We start from the raw sequence: 19,625 nt of genomic DNA on the forward strand, positions 1-19,625 counted from the left end.
GTTCATGTCAGTCAACCCTTTTGTTTCAGTCAGGACAGAAGGAAAAAACCCAGCACCAGATAAATCGCGAGGAATCGCACGATGACCGCGAAGTATTGGCGTTGTGTCAGACGCTGGTCAGCCCAGCCCACATAGGCGGTACGCATGGCCCAGACGCCCCACAGCAGCAGTACGGCGAAGACGACGCCGAGCACAAGGGTGGAGACCACTGTAAGCGGGAATCCTCCATCGGCTTGGAATGCGGTAACCTGAGCGGCTGACGGGCTCATGGCGAAACCTCATCAGTCCTGAGTGATTCGCCGACGTAGTTGCCGCTTAATGGGATTGGATCGCGAGGTTGGGCACGTTGGGGAACGAGGTAGTCCTGCACACCGGTGCGTACTTGTTTCAGGTCTGCATGTAGACGCAAGTAATCGAAGTAGTAACGCGAGCGCTCCTGTGGCGCATTGCTGGCAGCCTGGCTTGCCATACGGTCGGCTAGATCAATCTGCCGAGTGAGTGCAGTCAGCTGTTCGTGCTCGCTTGCGATGCTAGCTGCATATGCTTGTTGCCGGCTGGTAAGCGTGAGCAACAACAAGCTGACATAGAGACACCATGGACTCGCAAAGGTGTGGATAGGTTTCATCGTGCTGGTCTCCGAAAATTCTGGATCTAATGGCTCGATGATGGGACTACGTACAATTGTGCGCTGTAAACAATCGGCAGCCGAAGGTCACCGTTTTTTTATGGTGAACGGAAATCGTATTTATGTCTAAGAGGTGGGGGCATAGCACCGGACCTGACGATGATTTGCTCTATATGCGATTAGAAGATGAAAATAGAAACTATTGAGCGATAAAGTGTAATGGTTCATACTTAATCAGACACCATTGCTACTCTGGGTCTAATTAGATCTGACAGTCAAACTAGGTCCAAGAGCAGTCATTACTGCAAGCAGATACAGATATTGTTAGTTTCTTAGGCATTTCATTTGTAAATGTCTTTACTGAGTTATTGTTTCAGAGCACAATGATAATGATTTAATTAAAATTTTCACAACTCACGTACACCCCAAGATATGGAATTTGATAAAATTGAAAGCCTACCTTGATACCAACATCCTCAGACAAATTAACAAAATTCCAGAAACAATAACGATTGAGCTGACATGTTCGCAGCTCGGCATCATGGAACTGATTTCGGGAATGACATCGGAATGGGAGTATCGTATCCGAAAGTCCTCGCTTATGAATATATTGGCACGGGATATTTCAATAGTTTGGGAATCACCTGCAACCTTACAATCTAAAGCATTCGCTCTTAATATTCCTGACTATGACGTACCCGCCACCAAAGTGCTAATGGAAAAAATCATAAAAACAACAACACTTGCCGAAGCGGAGAAAATCGAAGTTGATCTTGGCGGCAATACCTATGCTATCAGTACACTTACTCAATACGATACGATGCTCATGGATGAAAGTGTATCTGCTTTAAGTAGAACATTATCAACATCAAAGGAGGATCGTCAGTCACTCCGGGCGAATTCCTATACACCTGCGACCATCCGGGTCTATTCGGAAATGACCATAGTTGGCTTTCTTCATAGTCTTGGCATCGAAAAATTCACCCCAGAATACATGAAGGCAATTGAGCATTACAATAATTCCAATCCCTTGACGAACTATTTATATTGCCTAACTTCTTATGTTCTGGATGCAATGGCGAACGGCCGCCAGCCCGGCAGGAATGATGGACATGACATAACACATTTAGCTTATAGCGACGGCGTCGATCTGTTTATTTCTGATGATAAAATCTATCAACGCCTACAACAAGATCTCTTTACTGTAAAATTCCTTAGATTTGAAGAGTTCATATCCCTACATTCCTAACAACAGGGAAATACTGATCAAGTCAATTTATATTTGTCCTTAAATCTGTTGTCACTTCCATTCTAGCAGTGCGGAACACTGCTTAGAATAGCAATACGTTGAGCTTTTACATTCCTAGATAATTAGTATATAGATAAGCAAATCCGTATTTAGTCTTGCTCCCAACCATATACGGTGTAATTATTTTATTAGCTATTAAAACTTGTTTAAACTCTTCTAAAGTCCCATTTTTAATAATTTCATCATCGCTATGGTTACGTTTCACCTCTTCAAGCAGTTTATCAAAAGCATGTTCGTTCAAAACATTTTTTTTATATTCTGCATTAACCTTATTATTAGATAGGTCTAAACAGAAATATTTGACAAACTCATTCCCTTTTTCATTCCATAAATCTTCTAAGTAGTTAACTACAGCACTTTTCCTGACGTGACTACTAGTGCAATAAGCTAAACCTAATATGGAGTTTTTCCTAAATTTCTTTTCATAATCTTGTTCATCCTGCTCTTTTATGGCATTAATCAATAAGTCAATAAAAGGGCGTAAATTTACAGTCTTATCTGCACTTTGTATATTGCGATATAAATCTTCATAAGCTGTACTTACCCTGCCATTGCTTTTCATCCTTGGGTCACCAAAAAAAGCATTGATTACGGGTTGAATTAAATATTTATCCAGCGGAATTTGATTGTGTTCAAAATCCTTTGTCTTCAGTTTTTTCCGTATCTGGGATACAAGAGAGGAACTTGAAAGAGATTTAAATAAGAATTCAAAGAAGCTATCTTTGGAATAGCTAAATACTATTTTTAGAAAAAATGAAAATATCTCATCTTGAGACCATTCCAAATTTATAACTCTAGCACTAAAGGAACTCTTATTAGTGAGATTACCCAATCGTTCATAAAGATCTCGACGCAAGAAAAGTTTAGGATGAATATTGTCGTATGAAAATCTCATTGCAATTTTAACTAATGGAGAAACGACATCATTCCAAAGGAATGGTTTTACAATATTATCTAGTTGATCAAATGTCACAATTAGTCTTTTATCTTCGCTTTTCAATTTATTATTTATGCTATTTAGCTCTTCTTCAATTTTCGCATAAGAATTAGAGTCATTGATAAGGTTTATGATCTTGTCTTGTGCGCCGAAGCTGTCAAGATTTATTAATAATTCATTATTATCTCCACCAAACGTCCCCCTAGAGCAAATTGCATTCCAAATATAAAACATCCAAAATCTTTTAATGAAAAGCTCATCTTTGATATAACTATCGAAGCCTATAAATTCAAAATTATCATTTTCAAAATTTGTAACATTCAATACATGGTAATCTAAATGATTTTTTTGCGCTTTAGCTGTTAACATACTAAAAAAACTATCGATTTGAAGAGCTTTATAGAAAGCTGTTTTTCCTGTTCCCTTATCCCCAAGAAGTATGTTTTTTTCTGGTATAAATAAATCCTCCATACAGGGACGAAAGTAAAAGTACTTGCTAATATATTCGTCTGAATACCTGATGTTTTCTGCATATAGGTTAGGTAGTTTATATTTTATATTATTTAATATCTTATCTTGCAGCGAAGAATCTAACGTTGTATTTTCTTCTATTTGTTCCGTAGTTTCCGTAGTTTCCGTAGTTTCCGTAGTTTCAGCCTTTACTTTCTCAATTGGAGATAGGAGTAGCTCATTTTCTTTAACTTCCTTTGGGCTAGTATTATGTCCTTTGAACAATTGTACAGAGTGAGATGTTACTTCATGAATATATTTAAAAAACTTTTGATATTGTGTGGAGCCATTTTCGCCGTTTATAAAATCATCTAAATCATCTTTATCTTCTAGTTGTGTGCCAATAAATTCCAACGTATTTTGGCGGTCGAAATAAAAAATTTCCGCATCAAATGATGATAGGCCTTGAATTTGATTAACAAAATTATTATATCGGCGACTGAAGTTACTACTTAAAATAGATAGAATAAAACATGAGTTAACACTAGTTTCATTTAACGTTTTAGTCACGTATTCAATACCAGGCTGGTTTTGTGCATCATCACCAGCTAAAACAATTACTGTATTAGATATTTGAGCCAAAGCACCGAAAACATTGTTAAAACCTGTTCTTGAATCAATTAATATTACGTCAGGATTATATTTTGTATTTACATCATTTAACAACTTGTCTAAGATGTTAACAAGTCTAGAGCCTTGCAAATCTATTTTTGCAAGACCTTCAAGATAATTTTCCAAATCTTCATCATTATGCAGGATATTTCCCGCAGGCAGCATATTAATTGTGCCGCTACCCGAATAGTTCTTTTCAATATTGTATACATATTCCTCAATATTACAATTTTCGACAAACTCTTTATCATTGAGATATTCCACTAAACCATTTTTATTGCTAATAGTTTGAGAACTGTTAAAAAAATTAATCAATCCTGGAGCTTCGAAATCGCAGTCAATAACAAAAATACTCTTACCTTGACGTGACAAATAGGTAGCCGTCAAAGCCAGTGAAGTTGTTCTCCCAACTCCTCCTTTATAACTAAAAAAGGTGACTAAATTACTCCTCCTCTGCATACTATTATTTTTTATGTTAAAAAGTGCGCCCAATGAACGTCTTAATCCAAGAGATTTTTTTACACCTTTGAATAAATGTTCATAATCATCGTCTTGCGAATTTTTTACGCTTAAAAATGTAACGTCAATATTTTTATTTTTTAACTCTTCGCTATTAATAGATTTTAAAAAAAGCTCATCAATATTTTTTATACTGTCACTAACAATATAAGCATCAATGGTTTGATTTATTCGTAACTCGATGTAAAAATCATGAATGTTTTTTTGGTTTATATTTTCCATTAAATCATCATGTAGTCTATTTATCAAATCGATTGATTTTAGCATTATATACCTACATCCTTTTCAGGAAATTATTTGTGTGTGCATAAAGAGTTTTTACTTTACTGTAATCAAGATCTATATTTGAATATCTAATTTCAGGAGACCATTGTTTTAGCAATTTATTTACTTCCTCTTTATCGCTCTTATAACTTACATCACTTATTAATGAGTCTAAATAATCCTGAAGCTTGGAAAAGTTATGAGTTTTTATTCTTTTTTTGTAGTCAATACCTAATTTTGTACACTCACACTCATCTACTTCAGATGTTTTATTAAACTGACTTATTTCAAATATTTTGAATTTTAATGAGCATTCTATGATATATCCTGCCAGATAATATAAAGATCCAACCAGAAATTTATATTCATCAGCACTCAACTCATCATTGATTAGACTTTCTATTTTTTCATTTAAGACTTTACATGTATAATTATGTCTCTTCGCTGAAGATAGAAACTCAGGATATTTCATACAATATTCCTTCTTCTCGGTGTTGTGGGTACCAATTCCCGCTTCACGCTCAGGTTGTGTGAAAACGTTTTTGGTCGATGAGACTGCCAAAAAAGAACTGAAAATCGCGCTCATACGTAATATTCGGCTCTAACTAACCAGTAGATCAATTTCATACTTTGCGTAGATGCGCACATTTCAGTTTTTGGTTAGGGTTTTTCACACAGCCTGAGTTCTTAGCGGACTGTCAGATTGAGCAATAACTAATTCAAATAAAGGGTAATGCGTAGCTGAAATATTCCTTCTGAAAAGAACGTTCCTCGTCCCAGCGCTTAGTATATCCATCCGGGCGCGATCGTCTATTGGCATATGTGAGGACAAGTCGTCTCTTGGCACGGGACACACCAACGAAAAATGCGCAGCGATTGGCATCTTGATCACCGAAAAATATTTCATTTTCGACGGCCATTATGACAACTGAGTCAAATTCCAGACCTTTGCATTTGTGGATGGTCAAAATACGTACTGCTTGGTCATCAGAAAAGCGTTCAAGTGCCTTCGGCAGGTTTGGTTCAAGTTTTAGCAGTTCCTCAATGCGTGTCTTGGTTTCTTGGATAATTTCATTGAGCCGATCATGCGATTCATAGTCTGGTGATAACGAGGTGAGAGTTTCCATACCGAGTTTTTTCAAAAAGGTTCCTACCAGCTCCCACCATCCTGAGAATGAGTCGCCAATCATTTCTACGCTGGCAACGCTATTTCGGTTTTGTTTGAGCATTCGGTCTAAACTTTGTCTAAAGTTAGCCTGCATTTCGTCATCAGCAAACGGGCTTAACTGAGCCATCAGTCTTATCCAGGCTTTAGGTTCTCGCTGACTATAGATACAAGATAAATAATCCACGATTAATCGAGCTGCGGGTTCCGACGTAATGTCCTGCATTTGCTGCTCGTTGCGAAATGGGATGCCCCGCGCATCTAGCTCTGTCATAAGATGTTCGGCATATAAATCTAGTTGCTTGGAAACCAGGATAGCAATTTCCGAAAGTGGCACATGTTCTGTTTTCACCCATACTGAAATCAAATTTGCTAGGTATTCTGCCTCGTCGCGACTATCTTCAAAACGCCACGCGAAAACCTCACCTTCATCACCAACGATTTGCTCATCTGGCATGACCGATGCTGGATCTAGCTTACGAATGATCTCGTTTTGCATGCGCAGCAAACGCGGCTTTGAGCGGAAATTACGGTACATATTGAGCGGTACCGCAGCAAAATCTGTGACGAAAGTCTTAAATATGCCATCAAGGGCACCAGCCCAGCCCATGATTTTTTGTTTGGTATCACCAACAGCGGTCAATCGAATGGCTGTGCCCTTAAATGCAATTTTCAAAAGTTCGTATTGCTGGTTGGTACAATCTTGAAATTCATCAAGAAAAACATCGCTGTAAGTCTGACGAACCGCATTTCTGGCCATGACCGATTTATTGAGGATCTGGATTGCAAGTGGCACTAGGTCACTGAATTCAATCTGCTTTCGGATAAATTTTCTATCGCCAATTTTGTAATCTATATCTAGGGCGTCATTGCCTGTCAGAATAGGTCGGAATCTGTCGATGATACGTTTAGCAAAGGCATGAAAGGTATAACTGTCGAACCGTGAGGCGAGATTGAAGCCGCAACGCTGCAGAACCCGTTTCTTCAGATTCTTACTGGCATCCACCTTAAAAGAAATCGCGAGAATCCGCTTTGGGTAGCGACAACTGCCAGTACGCAATAAGAAATCCGCTCTTTGCGCGAGCATTTCAGTTTTGCCCGCGCCCGGCCCTGCTGTTAGTGCAAGGCAACGCTTCCGGGCTTTCGCTGCCCGCAGAGCGTTGGGTTCTAGCGTGAGTCCATCGGCAGGAGTCCAGGTATCAATCGCAATCATTCGGGCAACTCCGCAATTCTGAGAATGATTGCGTCCGCCAATCTTTGAAGCGATGCGGGCATGTTTGCAAGTAATTCAGCGTCGTTTAGACGAGCCAATGCTTCAATATGTGCAGCTGGTTTACTACCAAGCTTGAAACGTTGGTGGTAGGTGTTGAAAAGCTTTAGTTCGTTTTTGCTGTATTGGGAAGCCTCATGGTGACTTTTACCTAAAACAGCTCTAACTATTGCTTCATCGGACTGATCTTTCTGTACATCATATGCAGCAGGGTAGGCAAGCAGCATGGAGAAGTCCAAATCCATCGGGAAAGAAAAATAGATATCCCGTTTTTCGAGTTCATCAAGGTAGTTAAGATTATTGCGGATCATTTTTTTATCCGAATTCCAATTCGGAATTTGAAAATTCGGGGGAAGTTTTTTGTCTGGTTGATATTCGCTTAATTGATCATTAGTGTACTTGATCCGTCCCCAGCCCCCTTGATACCTTGCCACATCGAGATCGAGTAGGGTGATATAGGGTATTTTTAGAACTGAAAGAAGCCGCCAGAAATGGTTGACATGTCTACCTCCCAACGGCGCTATTGTGATTGCATATTCGTCAACCGGTGCACCTTTCGCTTGTAGAATACGTGGCAGCACAATTTCTTCGCTATCCCCTTCACCCAAAACAACTAAGCGCGAGAAATAGATTTCTGGAAATGCCTGGACAGCCTCGCGGACAAATTTATGAGCTTCGTCAGCCATCTTGGGTAAACGGATGCGCGAAATATGTGTCGTTCGGGTTTCAGTGAGGCGTAAATAGCGTATATGTTCGGGTGCAACACGTCTCAACATGGAGGGGGCATGCGTGGCTATAAGGGCTTGGGCATCCTCATTTTCAGCCATCGTATTTAGTGCGTTTACAATTCGCCCAAGATAATGAGGTGAAAGACTGTTCTCAGGCTCTTCAACGGCAACCAGCGTGAAAACAGGCGGTCGTAATTTATCCGGGTCAAAAGATGCATTATCACCGGCAAGCACTGATCTGCCTATTGCCTGAGATGAAAGAACAAGCGACAGGTAAAGCATCGACTTCTGACCGTCGCTCAACCGAGAAAAATCTACCAGATTTTCATCGTGTCCTGGGGAGAATGAAACTGACATGTGACGCAACAAGGCCTCAATCTCGGAGGCCACAAACGTGATCTTAGGATCGGCAAAAAAACGGCCTTTATGTAGCGCCCCCCATGCTTTTTTAAGGCTCTCACTGAATGCATTTATCGATGGGTTGGCAGCCAAATTGTTGCTGATTTGATCAGTTAGCCCCTTAATCGCATCGCGTTCATTGTCCCAATTTACTGAACGAAGTATTCGCCCAAGTAATGCATTGGCGCTATAAGCAATATGGTCAGCAGGATCGCGCCTTGCCGGCAGGTAGTGAACGTGGATGTGGTTACGTTCGGTCCGCGGTACTTCTGATGTATTAAGCGGAGAATTATCTTCATTCACATCCAAAACATAAACGAATTTTTCTTCGATATCTCCATCAATACCCATGTTGGCACTGAGACGATAACGCACACGAGGGATCCCACCTGGTTCATCGAGCCGCATATGTCCAAAATGAGGCGCTACTGTGCTGTTATCTTCATCCTTGGCTAATTCTGGAAATAAGAAGTCTGCTTCTATCCAGAGTTGTCGCTCATTCGGCGCAGCTTTCTCATCGAACGGGACGTGGAAGTCCGAGCGTCTGATTCTACGCAATGATGGGTCGAATGCAAAAAGTCGGCACAGCGCCTGTAGTGCAGCTGTTTTACCGGAACCATTCGGGCCGATTAAATATGTCGTGTTTTTAAGTAATAGCTCTGTAGATTTATTGCCAAAAGATTGGAAATTCAAAAGCCTAACGGTTTGAAGTCTCATTTGACCATGCCTAAGCTGTGAATTTAAATGTTCTTTTTTTCGTTGGTTATAAATTTATTCTCGACAACTTCTGACAGTGGGTTTTGATATAAGCGCAACGCAATCATAGTCAAGTGAAAATGCCATGTACAGTTTTTTCCTGTGAAGAACATGATCAATCATAAATATTTTTTGAACGTGCTTGCCGTGACGGCTGTCGCGATACTCAATGCAATGGCGCAGGGCAGCAAGATCAGCAACGGATGAATGCTTACCGGCATTGCAAGGTAAGTTACCCAAGGCAAAACGGTTAAAGGCCTTAGGCTAGCTCTCACCCGATGGTAAACAAACCCCGATTCCCGGCCAGCACTAAAGCGGCGGACATCACGCCGAACGAGTCCGTCCACAAAACCAACAAATGTGGCCATTACGAATAACGGCAAGGTCAGGCACAGCACCAGCAAGCGCACCAAGAAAATCAGGATAGTGTACGTGGCAGCGATCAAGTCGTCCTCCAGATGGATGTAGACCAGACACAGGTAGTAGCGAAAGTCTTGGGTCTGATTGCGAGCGCTTGCTTTGGCCTGTGTTGCCGCGTCCTGAATCCAGTTCAGTAGACCGCTCTTGACAAACAGCCAGCTGTAGGCCTTTTCGACCAGCCAAGTCGCGGTTCGACCAGGCTCCTGTACCAAAACGCTACGTATGAAATACCCAGAGAATTGGGTCATTTCATATTGCAACATGCCCTGAGCATGATGCCAGCCCTGTTCAGACCAAAAAAAGTGCGTGCCGATACACTCAATGACGATACACAGCAGCAGCGAGCCGCATAACACACCTAAAAACCGGAAAGGCAGCGTTATCAGGCCGATGACCAGGCCCTGCTGCCGCGCCTGCTGCTTCTGTGCTACAACGGCGGGGTCTCTCATCCTTTCTTCTCCTCATCGGCATTCGCCATTTGAAGGGATCCCTCTGCCAGATCCGCCGGCAGTTCAGTATTCTGAAGCTGTGGTCCCGCTTGGTGGTCCCACCAGTCGCCGGCTTCGACGTAGCGTTGACGCATGTAACCGGCCAGCTCTTGTAAATCCTTTGGCATGTCCTCATCAGGATCATGGGCCGGTAGGGGCATCCGTACTTTCCAGAGGTTACCCCCCTCAATCAGCGCAAAGCATTGTCCTTTGGGTAACCCGACGACATGCGCCGGCTCAATCAGCGGTACGCTTGTGCTGCTGATGCGGTCTTGGGTGTTGGAGGTAAACGCGGTATTGCCATGAGGATCTGAACTGTCGGTTGCACCACTCATGAGCGAGGTGGCGTAGACCTCCACTTTTGGCAGTTGGCGCGTCAGCAGTTCGGCAGTTGCCGTTTCGCGCACGCGTAACATGAAGAGGTTATTGAAGTTGCCGACCACCTGGCCGGCCTTGGCGCGATTGCCGATGCGGGCTTCGATGTCCGAGAGCGTTTGGGTATAAGCCGTGACCTGTATACCGGCGCCGCCGCCTTTGTTGACCATAGGGATGAACTCATCGCCCATCAGCTCATTGAATTCGTCCGCGTGGACGTTAATTGGCACCTTCACATCGCTGGCCACACCGGGAAGCCCATCGTCGACGCCGAACTTGTAGATATGTCCAGCGACTGAGACCAGGTCGCTGAACATGGAGTTGCCCACCGCGGCAGCGACTTCAGCGTCGGACAATGCGTCCAGTCCGACATAAACCACCGCACGTTTGCGGATGATCTGCATCCAGTCGAAGATGGGTCGTGGGTCATTCAAATCGGCATAGTCCGGTGCCAGCAACTGTGCAGTCTTGCCGGTGGTAAGTTTTTCCAGTAGCGGCAGCAGGCTTGCCACTATTTTGTCGAAATAGGTGCGGTCGTAACGAACCGCAGACCTCAAACCATCCAGCACCGGGTCGTATACACGCACCTGGGACAAATACTGTTCAATGGCGATGACGCGCTTTTCACGCCCGATCATATTACGTGGGATATTCTTGTCGTTGAGCTTGGCTTCGAGTTGGACAATGATGTCCCAGGCCTTAGGCTCAGTCTTGGCAAAAAATTGTGCGGCATACTCCATGAAAAGGGCATCAATGTTGATGACGTGACGCTGGATCAGCAGATAGTCGGGGCGTTGCCCCAACTCGACCAAAGCGCGGGCAATGATGTTGACAAAACGCCAGGCAAACTCACGAAAAGCTGCAGAGTTCCCTTCGCCGGAAAGCTGCCCGGCGATGCGTGTGGCGACCTCCGAGATGCGGCCGAAACGCCCTACGGCGTTGTAGCGCGCGGAAATATCCGGCCATCCCAGGTGAAAAACATAAAATTCGCCTTCACGCCCGGCGCGTCTGGCCTCTACATACATGCGCTTAAGCAGGTCGGCGTCGCCTTTGGGATCGAAAACGATGACCACCTCGTGCTCGCCAAGGGCGTTCTTGCGCCGGATATCCTGAGTAATGAACAACTCGGCCAGCCGCGTCTTACCCACGCGCGTTGTTCCCAGCACAAGGCTGTGCCCGACGCGTTCGCCCAGAGGTAGTGTGACATCCATCTCATGGGGTTCGATGCCGTGCAGTCGCGGCATACCTCCGACAGGGGGCAACGGTCGTACAGGGTTACATGGTGTATCCCAGGACGTCAGTCGCGCGAGCCGGGAAAGCGGGAATGGTGCAAACTCCAGTCGTTCCTCAAGGCGCCGGGCCAGGCGGTAGGGTGTCGTGGGTTCCACGTAACGGCGAAACTCTGGCCGATAGGTCTGCATCAGCCGGTGGGTGTGCCGCTGGTCCCACCGAAAGCCCCGTCCGACGAACAGCCTTTGCTGGCTTACCGGCACGTCGCGGCTGGTAATCATGTAGCGAGGCAAGCGGCGGATATTGCGGCGGTAACGCAGGATGGTCCAGGCATCACGAAAGCGGATGATACCGAAGGTCAGGAAAGCCAGTGCGGAGCCGTGGCCGAGTCGCGGGCTCAGCGCGAGCGACCACGGTGCCACCAGGCACAGCGTCGCGGCGGCGGTGCAGATCGCCACGGTATACAACTCCACCGCGGGGCGTAGCAAAACTTCAACGGAATGGGCCATAGCACGTACTTCACGTCAGGGTTCGATGCCGGTGGCGGTGATGAGCACCGGGTAGTGGCGAATGCCGAGCCGCTGGGCCAAGTCGTCGGCAGGAACAGGCGAGAGCCTAAGATCCGGGGCGAGGTGTCGCAGGGAGGCCAGTGCCTCGGCCGTCTCTACGTTGACGATCAGGCCTATGGCGTTGAGTTCGCTCAGCGCGACACGATGCTGCTGCAACCAGGTGCGTGAGCTTTCATCATCCCCGATAAGAAATAGCGGCGACAGGCCGGGTGCGCGAATGATGCGTTGCGATTCTACACCAGGCGAAAGTAGCATGGAGCGTATCGGCAGCATAGATGCCTCGGCATCGGCCGGGCCACCCTTGTGTGGGGTAGGGGCCGGTTCATGATCTTCTGATGGTGCCAGTTCCTGAGGGGCGAGCGCCCGATAATAGGGCAGTGCCGAGACACCACCGCGATCTTCAACGACGATCAAATTTGTAGAGGGGGATTGGGCGAAGGCTGTCGAGTGAAACAGCGCCAAGGTGAGTAGCAGGAAGAATATTTTCTTCATGGTGTGATACTCCGCGCAGAAGTCAGGGATATTCCGGGGCCAAGGACACGCGCAAGGTGCTGGTTGACGCTGCGGCGGTAGCGCGCAGCGGGGGCGCCGCCAGCGGGCCGGTAATAACGCCCGATAGCGAGTAGCCAGTCCTCACCGGGGGTATGCTGTTCGCGCAGGATTTGTGCGGCGATCGCGAGATTCCGATAGGGATCGAGTACTTCACAGGGGCCGTTGTAGCGATGGGCCTGGTAACCCAAGTTGACTTGTGCAAGGCCTGCGTCGATACGGTTTGCAGGAACCCGGGATAATGCCCGGCGAATGCCGGCACAAGCTTCGGCATGGGTGGCATAACGCTCGGCGCGGCCAGCAACATTGATTGTCCACGGCCAAGGCACGATCCTTCCGCGAAGCCGGGTACCGCTTTCCTGCAGGGCAACGGCGTAGAGGACCGGAGACGGCACGCCCGCCTGCTGTGCAGCGAGCTGGTAGGCTGGCGGTGGCACCTCCAGGGCGCGGCCGGTTCCGGTGCCAAGCGTCAGCAGCAAAGCCGCTGTTGCCGCCCAAAGTCGGTATGGGGTGTTTACTGCCGCTGCCATTGGCCGTTCACCTCACGCACTACCGCAGGCAGGTTGCCGGGCAGGCCAAGCGAGAGCCAGCGGCCGCTGTCGTGGTTGAGCGTGATAGTACGTTCACGCACTTTCACCGGGTCGATACCGGCCTGCGTCGCCCACGTGCGGATGCGCTCATCGTCCTGCCGGCTGCCGACCATGTAAATATCAATAGCCGTCCCTGCGGCCTGCAGTTGCTGCACGCGCTGTTGGCAGGGCGGGCAGTTCGCTTTGATAAACACCGCCAGACGGTCAGAGCCCGTGTTGCGGGTATCGGGCGATGGAGTGCCAGGAAAGTTCACGCGCTGCTGGCCGGGGAACAGCCTTAACCAGGCAGTATCATAGGCACGTTGATAAGCCAGGATCTTCTCCACGCGGCGGGCTTCCGCTCGCGCCTGCAGTTCGGCGTAATGGTCCCGCTCTTCATCGCTGCGCGCTTCGATGCCGAGTGCGGTCAGCGGATCAATGTTGGGCGACCAGATACCGAGCGGTCCTTTCATCAGTTCCCGGTAGCGTGTCCACTCTTCTGGGCGCAGCCCCCAGTCCTGCGCTTGGCGTTCGTCAGAGACGGTAGCCATACTCGGACGAAGTTGGCTAGGGATCAGGCGAGAAGGGGTGGTCGCCATAGGTTGTGCCGTAGTCAGGCCAGCGCCAAAAAACATGAGACTGGCGACGAACGCGGCAGAGGAGAGCAGTCGCGGAGCCATGGGTTACTCCCGGGCCAACGGCACGCGCCGCGCCTGGCCGCCGGCGCGAAACAGCGCGGCATCAGCCTCAATGGATTGCAATATCCATCCACTCTCGGCGTCCCCCTGACGCAGTAGGCGCATATCGTTGAGCGATGTCGATGCCGGTGGCACGACCGACAGCAGTCGCTCGCCGCCGCGGAGTTCCACCCCGACCACACGAAACGGTAGGTTCGGCATCGAAGGTCTCGACGCCTTCTCTGCCGGGCGGCGTACTGTCGCGACCGGAGTGGATTTCTGAAGAGCATTGGCGAGACGTTCAAGAGATTCGACGCGACGCTGGAGTGCCCGAAGGTCTCTGGTCTGCGCATCAGCGGTATGCGTTTGTTCAAACCGCTCGATACGTGCCTGAAGCGCCTGGTGTGCGCTGGTGAATTCGGCGTGAGTGACCGGTTTTGGCTGGCGTTTGTCCGCATTGGCCTGTTGCTCAATATCTGCCATCCGTCCGGCAAAAATCTCGAACCTGGCGTCCAGCGCGGCAATCTGTTGCTGAGGACTCTGCTGTGAAATGCCGACGGTATTGGTGATCGTAAGAAAACTGATGGTGAACAGCCAGACGGCAGCCGCGATCTTCAGCCAGCTCGAATGGCGGCCCTGTCCGGCCTCGCTTTGTTGAATGTTCATGGTTGCAGTTTCCTGGGCGGCGATTCATTCGCCGTTACCGACTGTGCGTTTTTAGCGGAGGAGGGAACACCGCCCCCGGTCTGGCCGGCGATGGCATCGTGTATGTGCTTCGTTGCGACGTGCCGGTCGAAACAGACCTTCCGGTTCGCGTCGTCTACCGAGAGGTCCCATGCCGGACCAACCAGCATCAGCAGTGCGTCGCGCAGCAGCAGGGGGCCGAAGCGAAAGTGAGCGGCAGGCAGTGGCAGCGCATACAGCGATGCGGTTTCGGGCGTGTGGCAAAGCTGGTAACCGGTGCGCATCAGCACATGTCGCAGGGCATCGCCCACGTTGGCGTTAAATGCGGACGGTACCGAAACGTCGATGACCTGCAACAGCAGATCACGCTGAGCTGGTTGTGGAACGAGTTCGACCAGGGTATAGCGCCCGTAGCGGACGACGGGTACGAATTCCGGGCCGGATAGGGCTACCACCTTTGGTGTGTCCCGTGGCGGAGTGGGCGTGGGGGCGGATGTTGGCGCAACCGCGCATCCCGCCAACAACCCGGCCACGAGCGCCAGTCCAGTCAGGCTAGCATTCTTGATGTCGCCGGGGTAGGAAAAAAATGATGGCATAGTTTGGTTCCCTTGGTCTTTTGTTCCACCTTCGCAGGCAAAAGCTACGACGACAGCAGACAATGGGAAACCAACCCTGTCCGGTTTTTTGTCGGGAAAAAAACGGCCCCTGGGAGGGGCCTTGCGATCAGAACGATTCGGCAACGGCTGATACGGAGGTATTAGCGGCGGCTTCGGTAGCAGGTGTGGAGGGTTCTGGCTCTTCCTGTGATAAAGGTGCAACGGACGTCGCAGTGGTTTGCGCTTCATGATCGCCAGTATCGGTCGACTTCGTCTCGGCCTTATAAACCTGTTTGCCATCTACCTTGATCCAACTGATGAAAAGCAACCGAGCTTTGAGACTTACACCTTGTTCGCCGGCACGCTTCCCCTTGGAATAAGTGAAGGTGTCGGTCCACAGGTCGCCGAGGCGGAACCCGATCATCACTTTCTTCTCCGCCTCAACGGCGTCGATGCAGCGACGAACCAGGTGCTGCGCTTCCGAACCCGATACACGCGTATCGAAACGTACATATGAGGCGTCATCGCTGGGACCGTTAAGCGCTGCAATGTCACAGGCAAGAAAAGCATCGCCTTTCTTGGGTTTCACTTCGCGGATACGATTGAGATATCCGAGACCCGAGATGTGCAGATCGAAGAAAGATTTTTCGGTGGTTGAGATAGTCATGGTGATCTCCAGGCTTGGGGACAAAAAAGCGGACACACTCGCCCCTGAGGGAAAGTGTGTAACACCGCGGTGGGTTAAGGGAATAAAGCAAGCATCACCACCGACAGGTCGGTGGCCGTTCGCGCGAGGATGCGGTGCGAACTGGTTCGGTCACACGGTAAATTGTGCGCAACTTCAAAGACCAAAAGCTGCCTGGCATGTCGCTGACATCGTCAGCGGAACATGGTCAAAGCGTGCCGCATGTTCCGCTTGAGATCGACCAATAATTGGTACTGCCCGGTGTCCGTATTCGTGGCGATATGCCCACCTTGAGCGGACGAAAGTGTGGGGTTAAGGGTTGAAAAAAAGCCCCCGGCTGCGGAGGCTATGTTGGAATAAACGTCACATATCGGTTTCAATTACCAGTTACCCTACGTTTTTCAGAAACGACTTCTATCCGGATTTGCTTCCAGGTACCGTCATCGATCAGACGTTCCAGCGTTTCCCCGAGCATATCGAAGAAAATCTCATCTACTCGTTGGACCAGCTCTTCGCCGCGACGTAGTTCCACGGCATAGAGGTCATCGCCGCGCTTATAGAGCACGGTGACCTGGCCCTGGAATTTCGCCGTGGAAACGGTGAAGCTTACCGCCGGCGGCGTCTTGATGATGTCGCGCGGCAGCGGATCGACCCAGTTGAAGTCCTTGGCACCCGCATCCACAAGCATGTGGGTTATGCGCCGGAAACCATCGGATACAGGCAATTGCTCCAATTGATGAACTAGTTCCTGCAGCTCCGGGCAACGCAGTTCAGGGACCGGCAACTTCGCAGGTGCTGATCCGAGAATGTACGTTTTGACAATGTAGGGCGTACCGTCCGAGGCGAACTCTGTGCGCTCTTCGGGTGTATCCGCGCGCTGACCGTCGAAACGCCGACGAGCGTAGGGTTGAACCAGCACCTTCGCGCCTTCGTCCGGCTCCTGGGTGGCCAAATGACGATCCAGAGCAGCGAAGTCGGCACGCCCGGTTTTGACGATGATGGCCTCGTCGGTCTTGGCGATAATTTTGCCTTCGAACGGTTTGGGATCAATGTAGAAGCCGAGTGTGGACGGCTGCGGCTGCCCGTCGAAGACTCGAAATTTGAACGTCCGGCTATTGCGAGGAATATGACCCGATACGAGCTTTGGCATCAGGGTACGAATGGCTTGATGATCCATGGGAACTCCTTGTGGAAACCAAGGGCACCCGCCCTGCAAGGGAAGATGCCCTTGAGGGGTGAGTAACAAGACGCGAAAAGCGTCGGAGAGGATAATGGCCAGCACGACAGGTCGCACCGTAGTCTTAAAGGCCGGGACTACCTGGGTATGTTACTGACAGCGTCAGCAGAACAATGCGTCAGACTGGCATTTCCTGGCAAAGTCAGCGACGATAAATCCGCAGTTGAAGCATCCCTTATTGATGCGTCATTGAAAGGGTGTATTGCCAACGATAATCTGGGTGCGCCGTTCTTTAACCCCCATCGTTAAAATAGGATGAGTAAAGAAGTAGAGAAAAGAGTCCCACCACTAGGGGCAGGAAAAGGATAATTCCTACAAAGATACAAGGGAAAAATGTTATATATTGATCACCTAATAAAAATAAAAAGTATAAATTTCCCAGGCCAAAGTCAGGATAAATAAGGAATGGATAATTGAAGATCACACTTCGTCATGAAATTCCCGGGGCAGATGAATACAATGCTATGCGCATAACCCTGGGGTGGGGAAGTGCAGCATCCGACATAACCACCTTGGCTTTACAACATTCCCTTTTCTCAGTCACCCTGCGTCAGTCGGGGCAATTGGTTGGTAAGGCGCAGGTGGTCGGTGACGGTGGTCTGGCCTTTTATATTCAGGATGTGAGCGTAATTGAGCGTCTGCGCGGCCAAGGATACGGAAAACGATTAATGGATGAGGTCATGGCATTCTTGCATGCCACAGCAAAGCCAGGCTCCGTGATAGGGCTAATGGCGGCACTGGGAAAAGATGAGTTTTATAGTCGCTATGGATTCAACCGTCGCCCTAATGAATTTCAGGGTGGGGGTATGACGCAATTTCCAAGTGAATGGTAGCTTCAGTTCCGTTTAAACACGCGCTATTTCCGATAGTGATAGAGCATCTCGATATATTCGACGACAAACGTATAATCCCATTAGCCATATATATACGCAGGGCTTTGGAGTGCCCTGATGGGCATTTGTCTTGATTCTCAAAAGAGGCAACATTATCCAATTGAATATGCCTTGTGAGATCCCTAGCTTGCTTCATGCTGTCTTTATGGCCGCTACCGGCGGCAGCAGTTGGAATTTTTGTGGTTCTGATGTGGAGCTCAAGGTCAATGAAACGTCGGTGAACGCATTGATGGCAGCGGCGGCGTCACCGCAAATCAAAAACTCCAGGGGAGACATTAGCATGCCGTTTTTGCTGAATGCTGATTCAATCGCCAGGCGTTCGGCCAGGATGGCATTAATGCCGGAATGCACAATATCCGTCGGAATACCCTGGCGCCATTCCGCTTGGCTGAGTAATTCGTTGAGCCAACCGTTTTCTTTTAATTGCGCAATGGCAGTGTTTAATAGAGCCACATCGCTGAGTTGCGGTCGAATACCGGTACAAATTTCCCATAGGTGTTGCAGTTTTTTAGGCAAATTAGCTGGAGGGCCATTTTTTTTGCCTAAACGCTGAAGTAAAAGCATCTCGGCGGCGACTTCCCGGGGGAAGCGTTTTTGCCGCTGAGCGCCTTCAAGCCAGCGCATCAAAAACAGATGGTCTGACACGGTATTGCCGGCGCGCCCGTCCTGACGAGCCAAATTCAGCGCCACCAGAGCGCAAAATGAGAAATGGGCTAAAAAACCAGCAACTTCTTCTGTAAGATCCTGGTTCTGGTGTGACGGCATACTTTTCCTTAACTTAGCGCATCATCAGATAATATTATCTAAAGCCGGTATTGTACGGAGACTCAAGGCAGGGATAAACCATTAATCTTGATATTCTTTCCTTAACATAAAGGATTGTGTATATGAAAACACCCTCTTGAAAGAGGGTGGTCGCTGAGGACGCCTGGGACGTTTTCCCAGACAACGACCGACGGTTGTTGGTGTTGCTCTTCTCTGGTTTGATCGATTGCATCGGCTAACTCCATATAGTTGATAGTCAGCGCGCCGCGTGGGTCTGACAGACCCTGGCGAACGCCGGCAATGCTGAAGGCCTGGCAGGGGTACCGCCTACCAGAATGTCGGGTGCATAGACGCTGCCGTCGCGTATGCGGGCAGCGATGGTGGTCATATCGCCCAGGTTCGGGACCTGTGGGTGATGGTGGGCGAGGACAGCGCAGGGAAACGGTTCAATCTACGAGAACCAAGCTGGCATCATGCCCAAGGGCTGCCAGGCGAGGCTCACGGCTTCGATGCCGCTGCACACACTGCCATATTTAAGCGGTGGATGGTTCATGGGTCATCTCCTGTTCTGGTTGGGGCGAAGGCGCCGATGCTGGCCGGCTTGTGGGGCCGACGACGTTCAATCTTAAGAAGGAGAGGAACAGGGCGCCGGAGGCAGCATGCCTCCAGCGGGGGAAAGAGGGACCACCCGTGGCTGTTGCAGAGACTTGGCCGTCGTCAAGGCCTGTCGCTGAAACAGATCTCACCCGACCCGTTTCGTGGCTGGGGTCGGTATCGCTCGGCGCACATCCGCG

At 48.7% G+C, this 19,625-nt stretch carries 18 protein-coding genes and 1 pseudogene; 2 read left to right on the forward strand and 17 right to left on the reverse strand.

Annotated features, from left to right (window positions below; translation table 11 throughout):
- Positions 1 to 29 precede the first annotated feature (29 nt).
- A complete protein-coding gene (locus tag ACL2XF_RS06800; RefSeq protein ID WP_413728305.1) occupies positions 30 to 269 on the reverse strand; it encodes a TIGR03758 family integrating conjugative element protein in 240 nt (79 codons plus the stop codon).
- Positions 266 to 625 (reverse strand): RAQPRD family integrative conjugative element protein, encoded by a 360-nt coding sequence (locus ACL2XF_RS06805; protein ID WP_413728306.1) that lies wholly within the window; start codon positions 623 to 625, stop codon positions 266 to 268. Before ACL2XF_RS06805 ends, ACL2XF_RS06800 begins: the two co-directional genes overlap by 4 nt.
- 448 nt (positions 626 to 1,073) lie before the next feature.
- Between ACL2XF_RS06805 and ACL2XF_RS06810 the strand changes: the two genes are divergently transcribed.
- Positions 1,074 to 1,874, forward strand: a complete 801-nt coding sequence (locus ACL2XF_RS06810; RefSeq protein ID WP_413728307.1) for a hypothetical protein — start codon at positions 1,074 to 1,076, stop codon at positions 1,872 to 1,874.
- Between the two features lie 106 nt (positions 1,875 to 1,980).
- Here ACL2XF_RS06810 and ACL2XF_RS06815 read toward each other — a convergent pair whose 3' ends face one another.
- From ACL2XF_RS06815 to ACL2XF_RS06875, 13 genes are all read right to left on the reverse strand, one after another.
- Positions 1,981 to 4,779, reverse strand: coding sequence for a tyrosine-protein kinase family protein (locus tag ACL2XF_RS06815; protein WP_413728308.1), 2,799 nt, complete (start codon positions 4,777 to 4,779; stop codon positions 1,981 to 1,983).
- Between the two features lie 7 nt (positions 4,780 to 4,786).
- Positions 4,787 to 5,248, reverse strand: a complete 462-nt coding sequence (locus ACL2XF_RS06820) for a hypothetical protein (RefSeq protein ID WP_413728309.1) — start codon at positions 5,246 to 5,248, stop codon at positions 4,787 to 4,789.
- Positions 5,249 to 5,495: 247 nt separating this feature from the next.
- Positions 5,496 to 7,154, reverse strand: coding sequence for a UvrD-helicase domain-containing protein (locus ACL2XF_RS06825; protein WP_413728310.1), 1,659 nt, complete (start codon positions 7,152 to 7,154; stop codon positions 5,496 to 5,498).
- Positions 7,151 to 9,055 (reverse strand): ATP-dependent nuclease, encoded by a 1,905-nt coding sequence (locus ACL2XF_RS06830; protein ID WP_413728311.1) that lies wholly within the window; start codon positions 9,053 to 9,055, stop codon positions 7,151 to 7,153. The genes ACL2XF_RS06825 and ACL2XF_RS06830 overlap by 4 nt, the downstream gene beginning before the upstream one ends.
- A 158-nt stretch (positions 9,056 to 9,213) precedes the next feature.
- On the reverse strand, positions 9,214 to 9,963 hold the full coding sequence (locus tag ACL2XF_RS06835; protein ID WP_413728312.1) for a TIGR03747 family integrating conjugative element membrane protein: 750 nt from the start codon (positions 9,961 to 9,963) through the stop codon (positions 9,214 to 9,216).
- Positions 9,960 to 12,116, reverse strand: a complete 2,157-nt coding sequence (traD, locus tag ACL2XF_RS06840) for a type IV conjugative transfer system coupling protein TraD (protein ID WP_413728313.1) — start codon at positions 12,114 to 12,116, stop codon at positions 9,960 to 9,962. The genes ACL2XF_RS06835 and traD overlap by 4 nt, the downstream gene beginning before the upstream one ends.
- 15 nt (positions 12,117 to 12,131) lie before the next feature.
- A complete protein-coding gene (locus ACL2XF_RS06845; RefSeq protein ID WP_413728314.1) occupies positions 12,132 to 12,668 on the reverse strand; it encodes an integrating conjugative element protein in 537 nt (178 codons plus the stop codon).
- Positions 12,665 to 13,255, reverse strand: a complete 591-nt coding sequence (locus ACL2XF_RS06850; protein WP_413728315.1) for a lytic transglycosylase domain-containing protein — start codon at positions 13,253 to 13,255, stop codon at positions 12,665 to 12,667. The genes ACL2XF_RS06845 and ACL2XF_RS06850 overlap by 4 nt, the downstream gene beginning before the upstream one ends.
- Positions 13,240 to 13,929, reverse strand: a complete 690-nt coding sequence (locus tag ACL2XF_RS06855) for a TIGR03759 family integrating conjugative element protein (protein ID WP_413728786.1) — start codon at positions 13,927 to 13,929, stop codon at positions 13,240 to 13,242. The genes ACL2XF_RS06850 and ACL2XF_RS06855 overlap by 16 nt, the downstream gene beginning before the upstream one ends.
- Positions 13,930 to 13,977: 48 nt before the next feature.
- Positions 13,978 to 14,637, reverse strand: coding sequence for a hypothetical protein (locus ACL2XF_RS06860; protein WP_413728316.1), 660 nt, complete (start codon positions 14,635 to 14,637; stop codon positions 13,978 to 13,980).
- Positions 14,634 to 15,251 carry a PilL N-terminal domain-containing protein gene (locus tag ACL2XF_RS06865; RefSeq protein WP_413728317.1) on the reverse strand — a complete coding sequence of 206 codons (618 nt, stop codon included), beginning with the start codon at positions 15,249 to 15,251 and terminating at the stop codon, positions 14,634 to 14,636. Before ACL2XF_RS06865 ends, ACL2XF_RS06860 begins: the two co-directional genes overlap by 4 nt.
- A 127-nt stretch (positions 15,252 to 15,378) precedes the next feature.
- Positions 15,379 to 15,918, reverse strand: coding sequence for an STY4534 family ICE replication protein (locus ACL2XF_RS06870; RefSeq protein WP_413728318.1), 540 nt, complete (start codon positions 15,916 to 15,918; stop codon positions 15,379 to 15,381).
- Positions 15,919 to 16,312: 394 nt separating this feature from the next.
- A complete protein-coding gene (locus ACL2XF_RS06875) occupies positions 16,313 to 17,113 on the reverse strand; it encodes a GTPase (RefSeq protein ID WP_413728319.1) in 801 nt (266 codons plus the stop codon).
- A gap of 473 nt (positions 17,114 to 17,586) precedes the next feature.
- Between ACL2XF_RS06875 and ACL2XF_RS06880 the strand changes: the two genes are divergently transcribed.
- Positions 17,587 to 18,006: a GNAT family N-acetyltransferase gene (locus ACL2XF_RS06880; RefSeq protein WP_413728320.1), complete on the forward strand. Its 420-nt coding sequence runs from the start codon at positions 17,587 to 17,589 to the stop codon at positions 18,004 to 18,006.
- Between the two features lie 192 nt (positions 18,007 to 18,198).
- On the opposite strand, the gene ACL2XF_RS06885 is transcribed toward ACL2XF_RS06880, so the two are convergent.
- Together ACL2XF_RS06885 and ACL2XF_RS06890 are read right to left on the reverse strand one after the other, a co-directional pair.
- Positions 18,199 to 18,831, reverse strand: a complete 633-nt coding sequence (locus tag ACL2XF_RS06885; RefSeq protein ID WP_132921176.1) for a DUF2913 family protein — start codon at positions 18,829 to 18,831, stop codon at positions 18,199 to 18,201.
- A 125-nt stretch (positions 18,832 to 18,956) separates the two neighbouring features.
- Positions 18,957 to 19,282: pseudogene (locus ACL2XF_RS06890) on the reverse strand (DNA cytosine methyltransferase); the annotation flags it as partial.
- Positions 19,283 to 19,625 lie beyond the last annotated feature (343 nt).

The sequence above is a fragment of the Sodalis sp. RH19 genome (assembly GCF_047324215.1).
GTDB lineage: Bacteria > Pseudomonadota > Gammaproteobacteria > Enterobacterales > Enterobacteriaceae > Acerihabitans.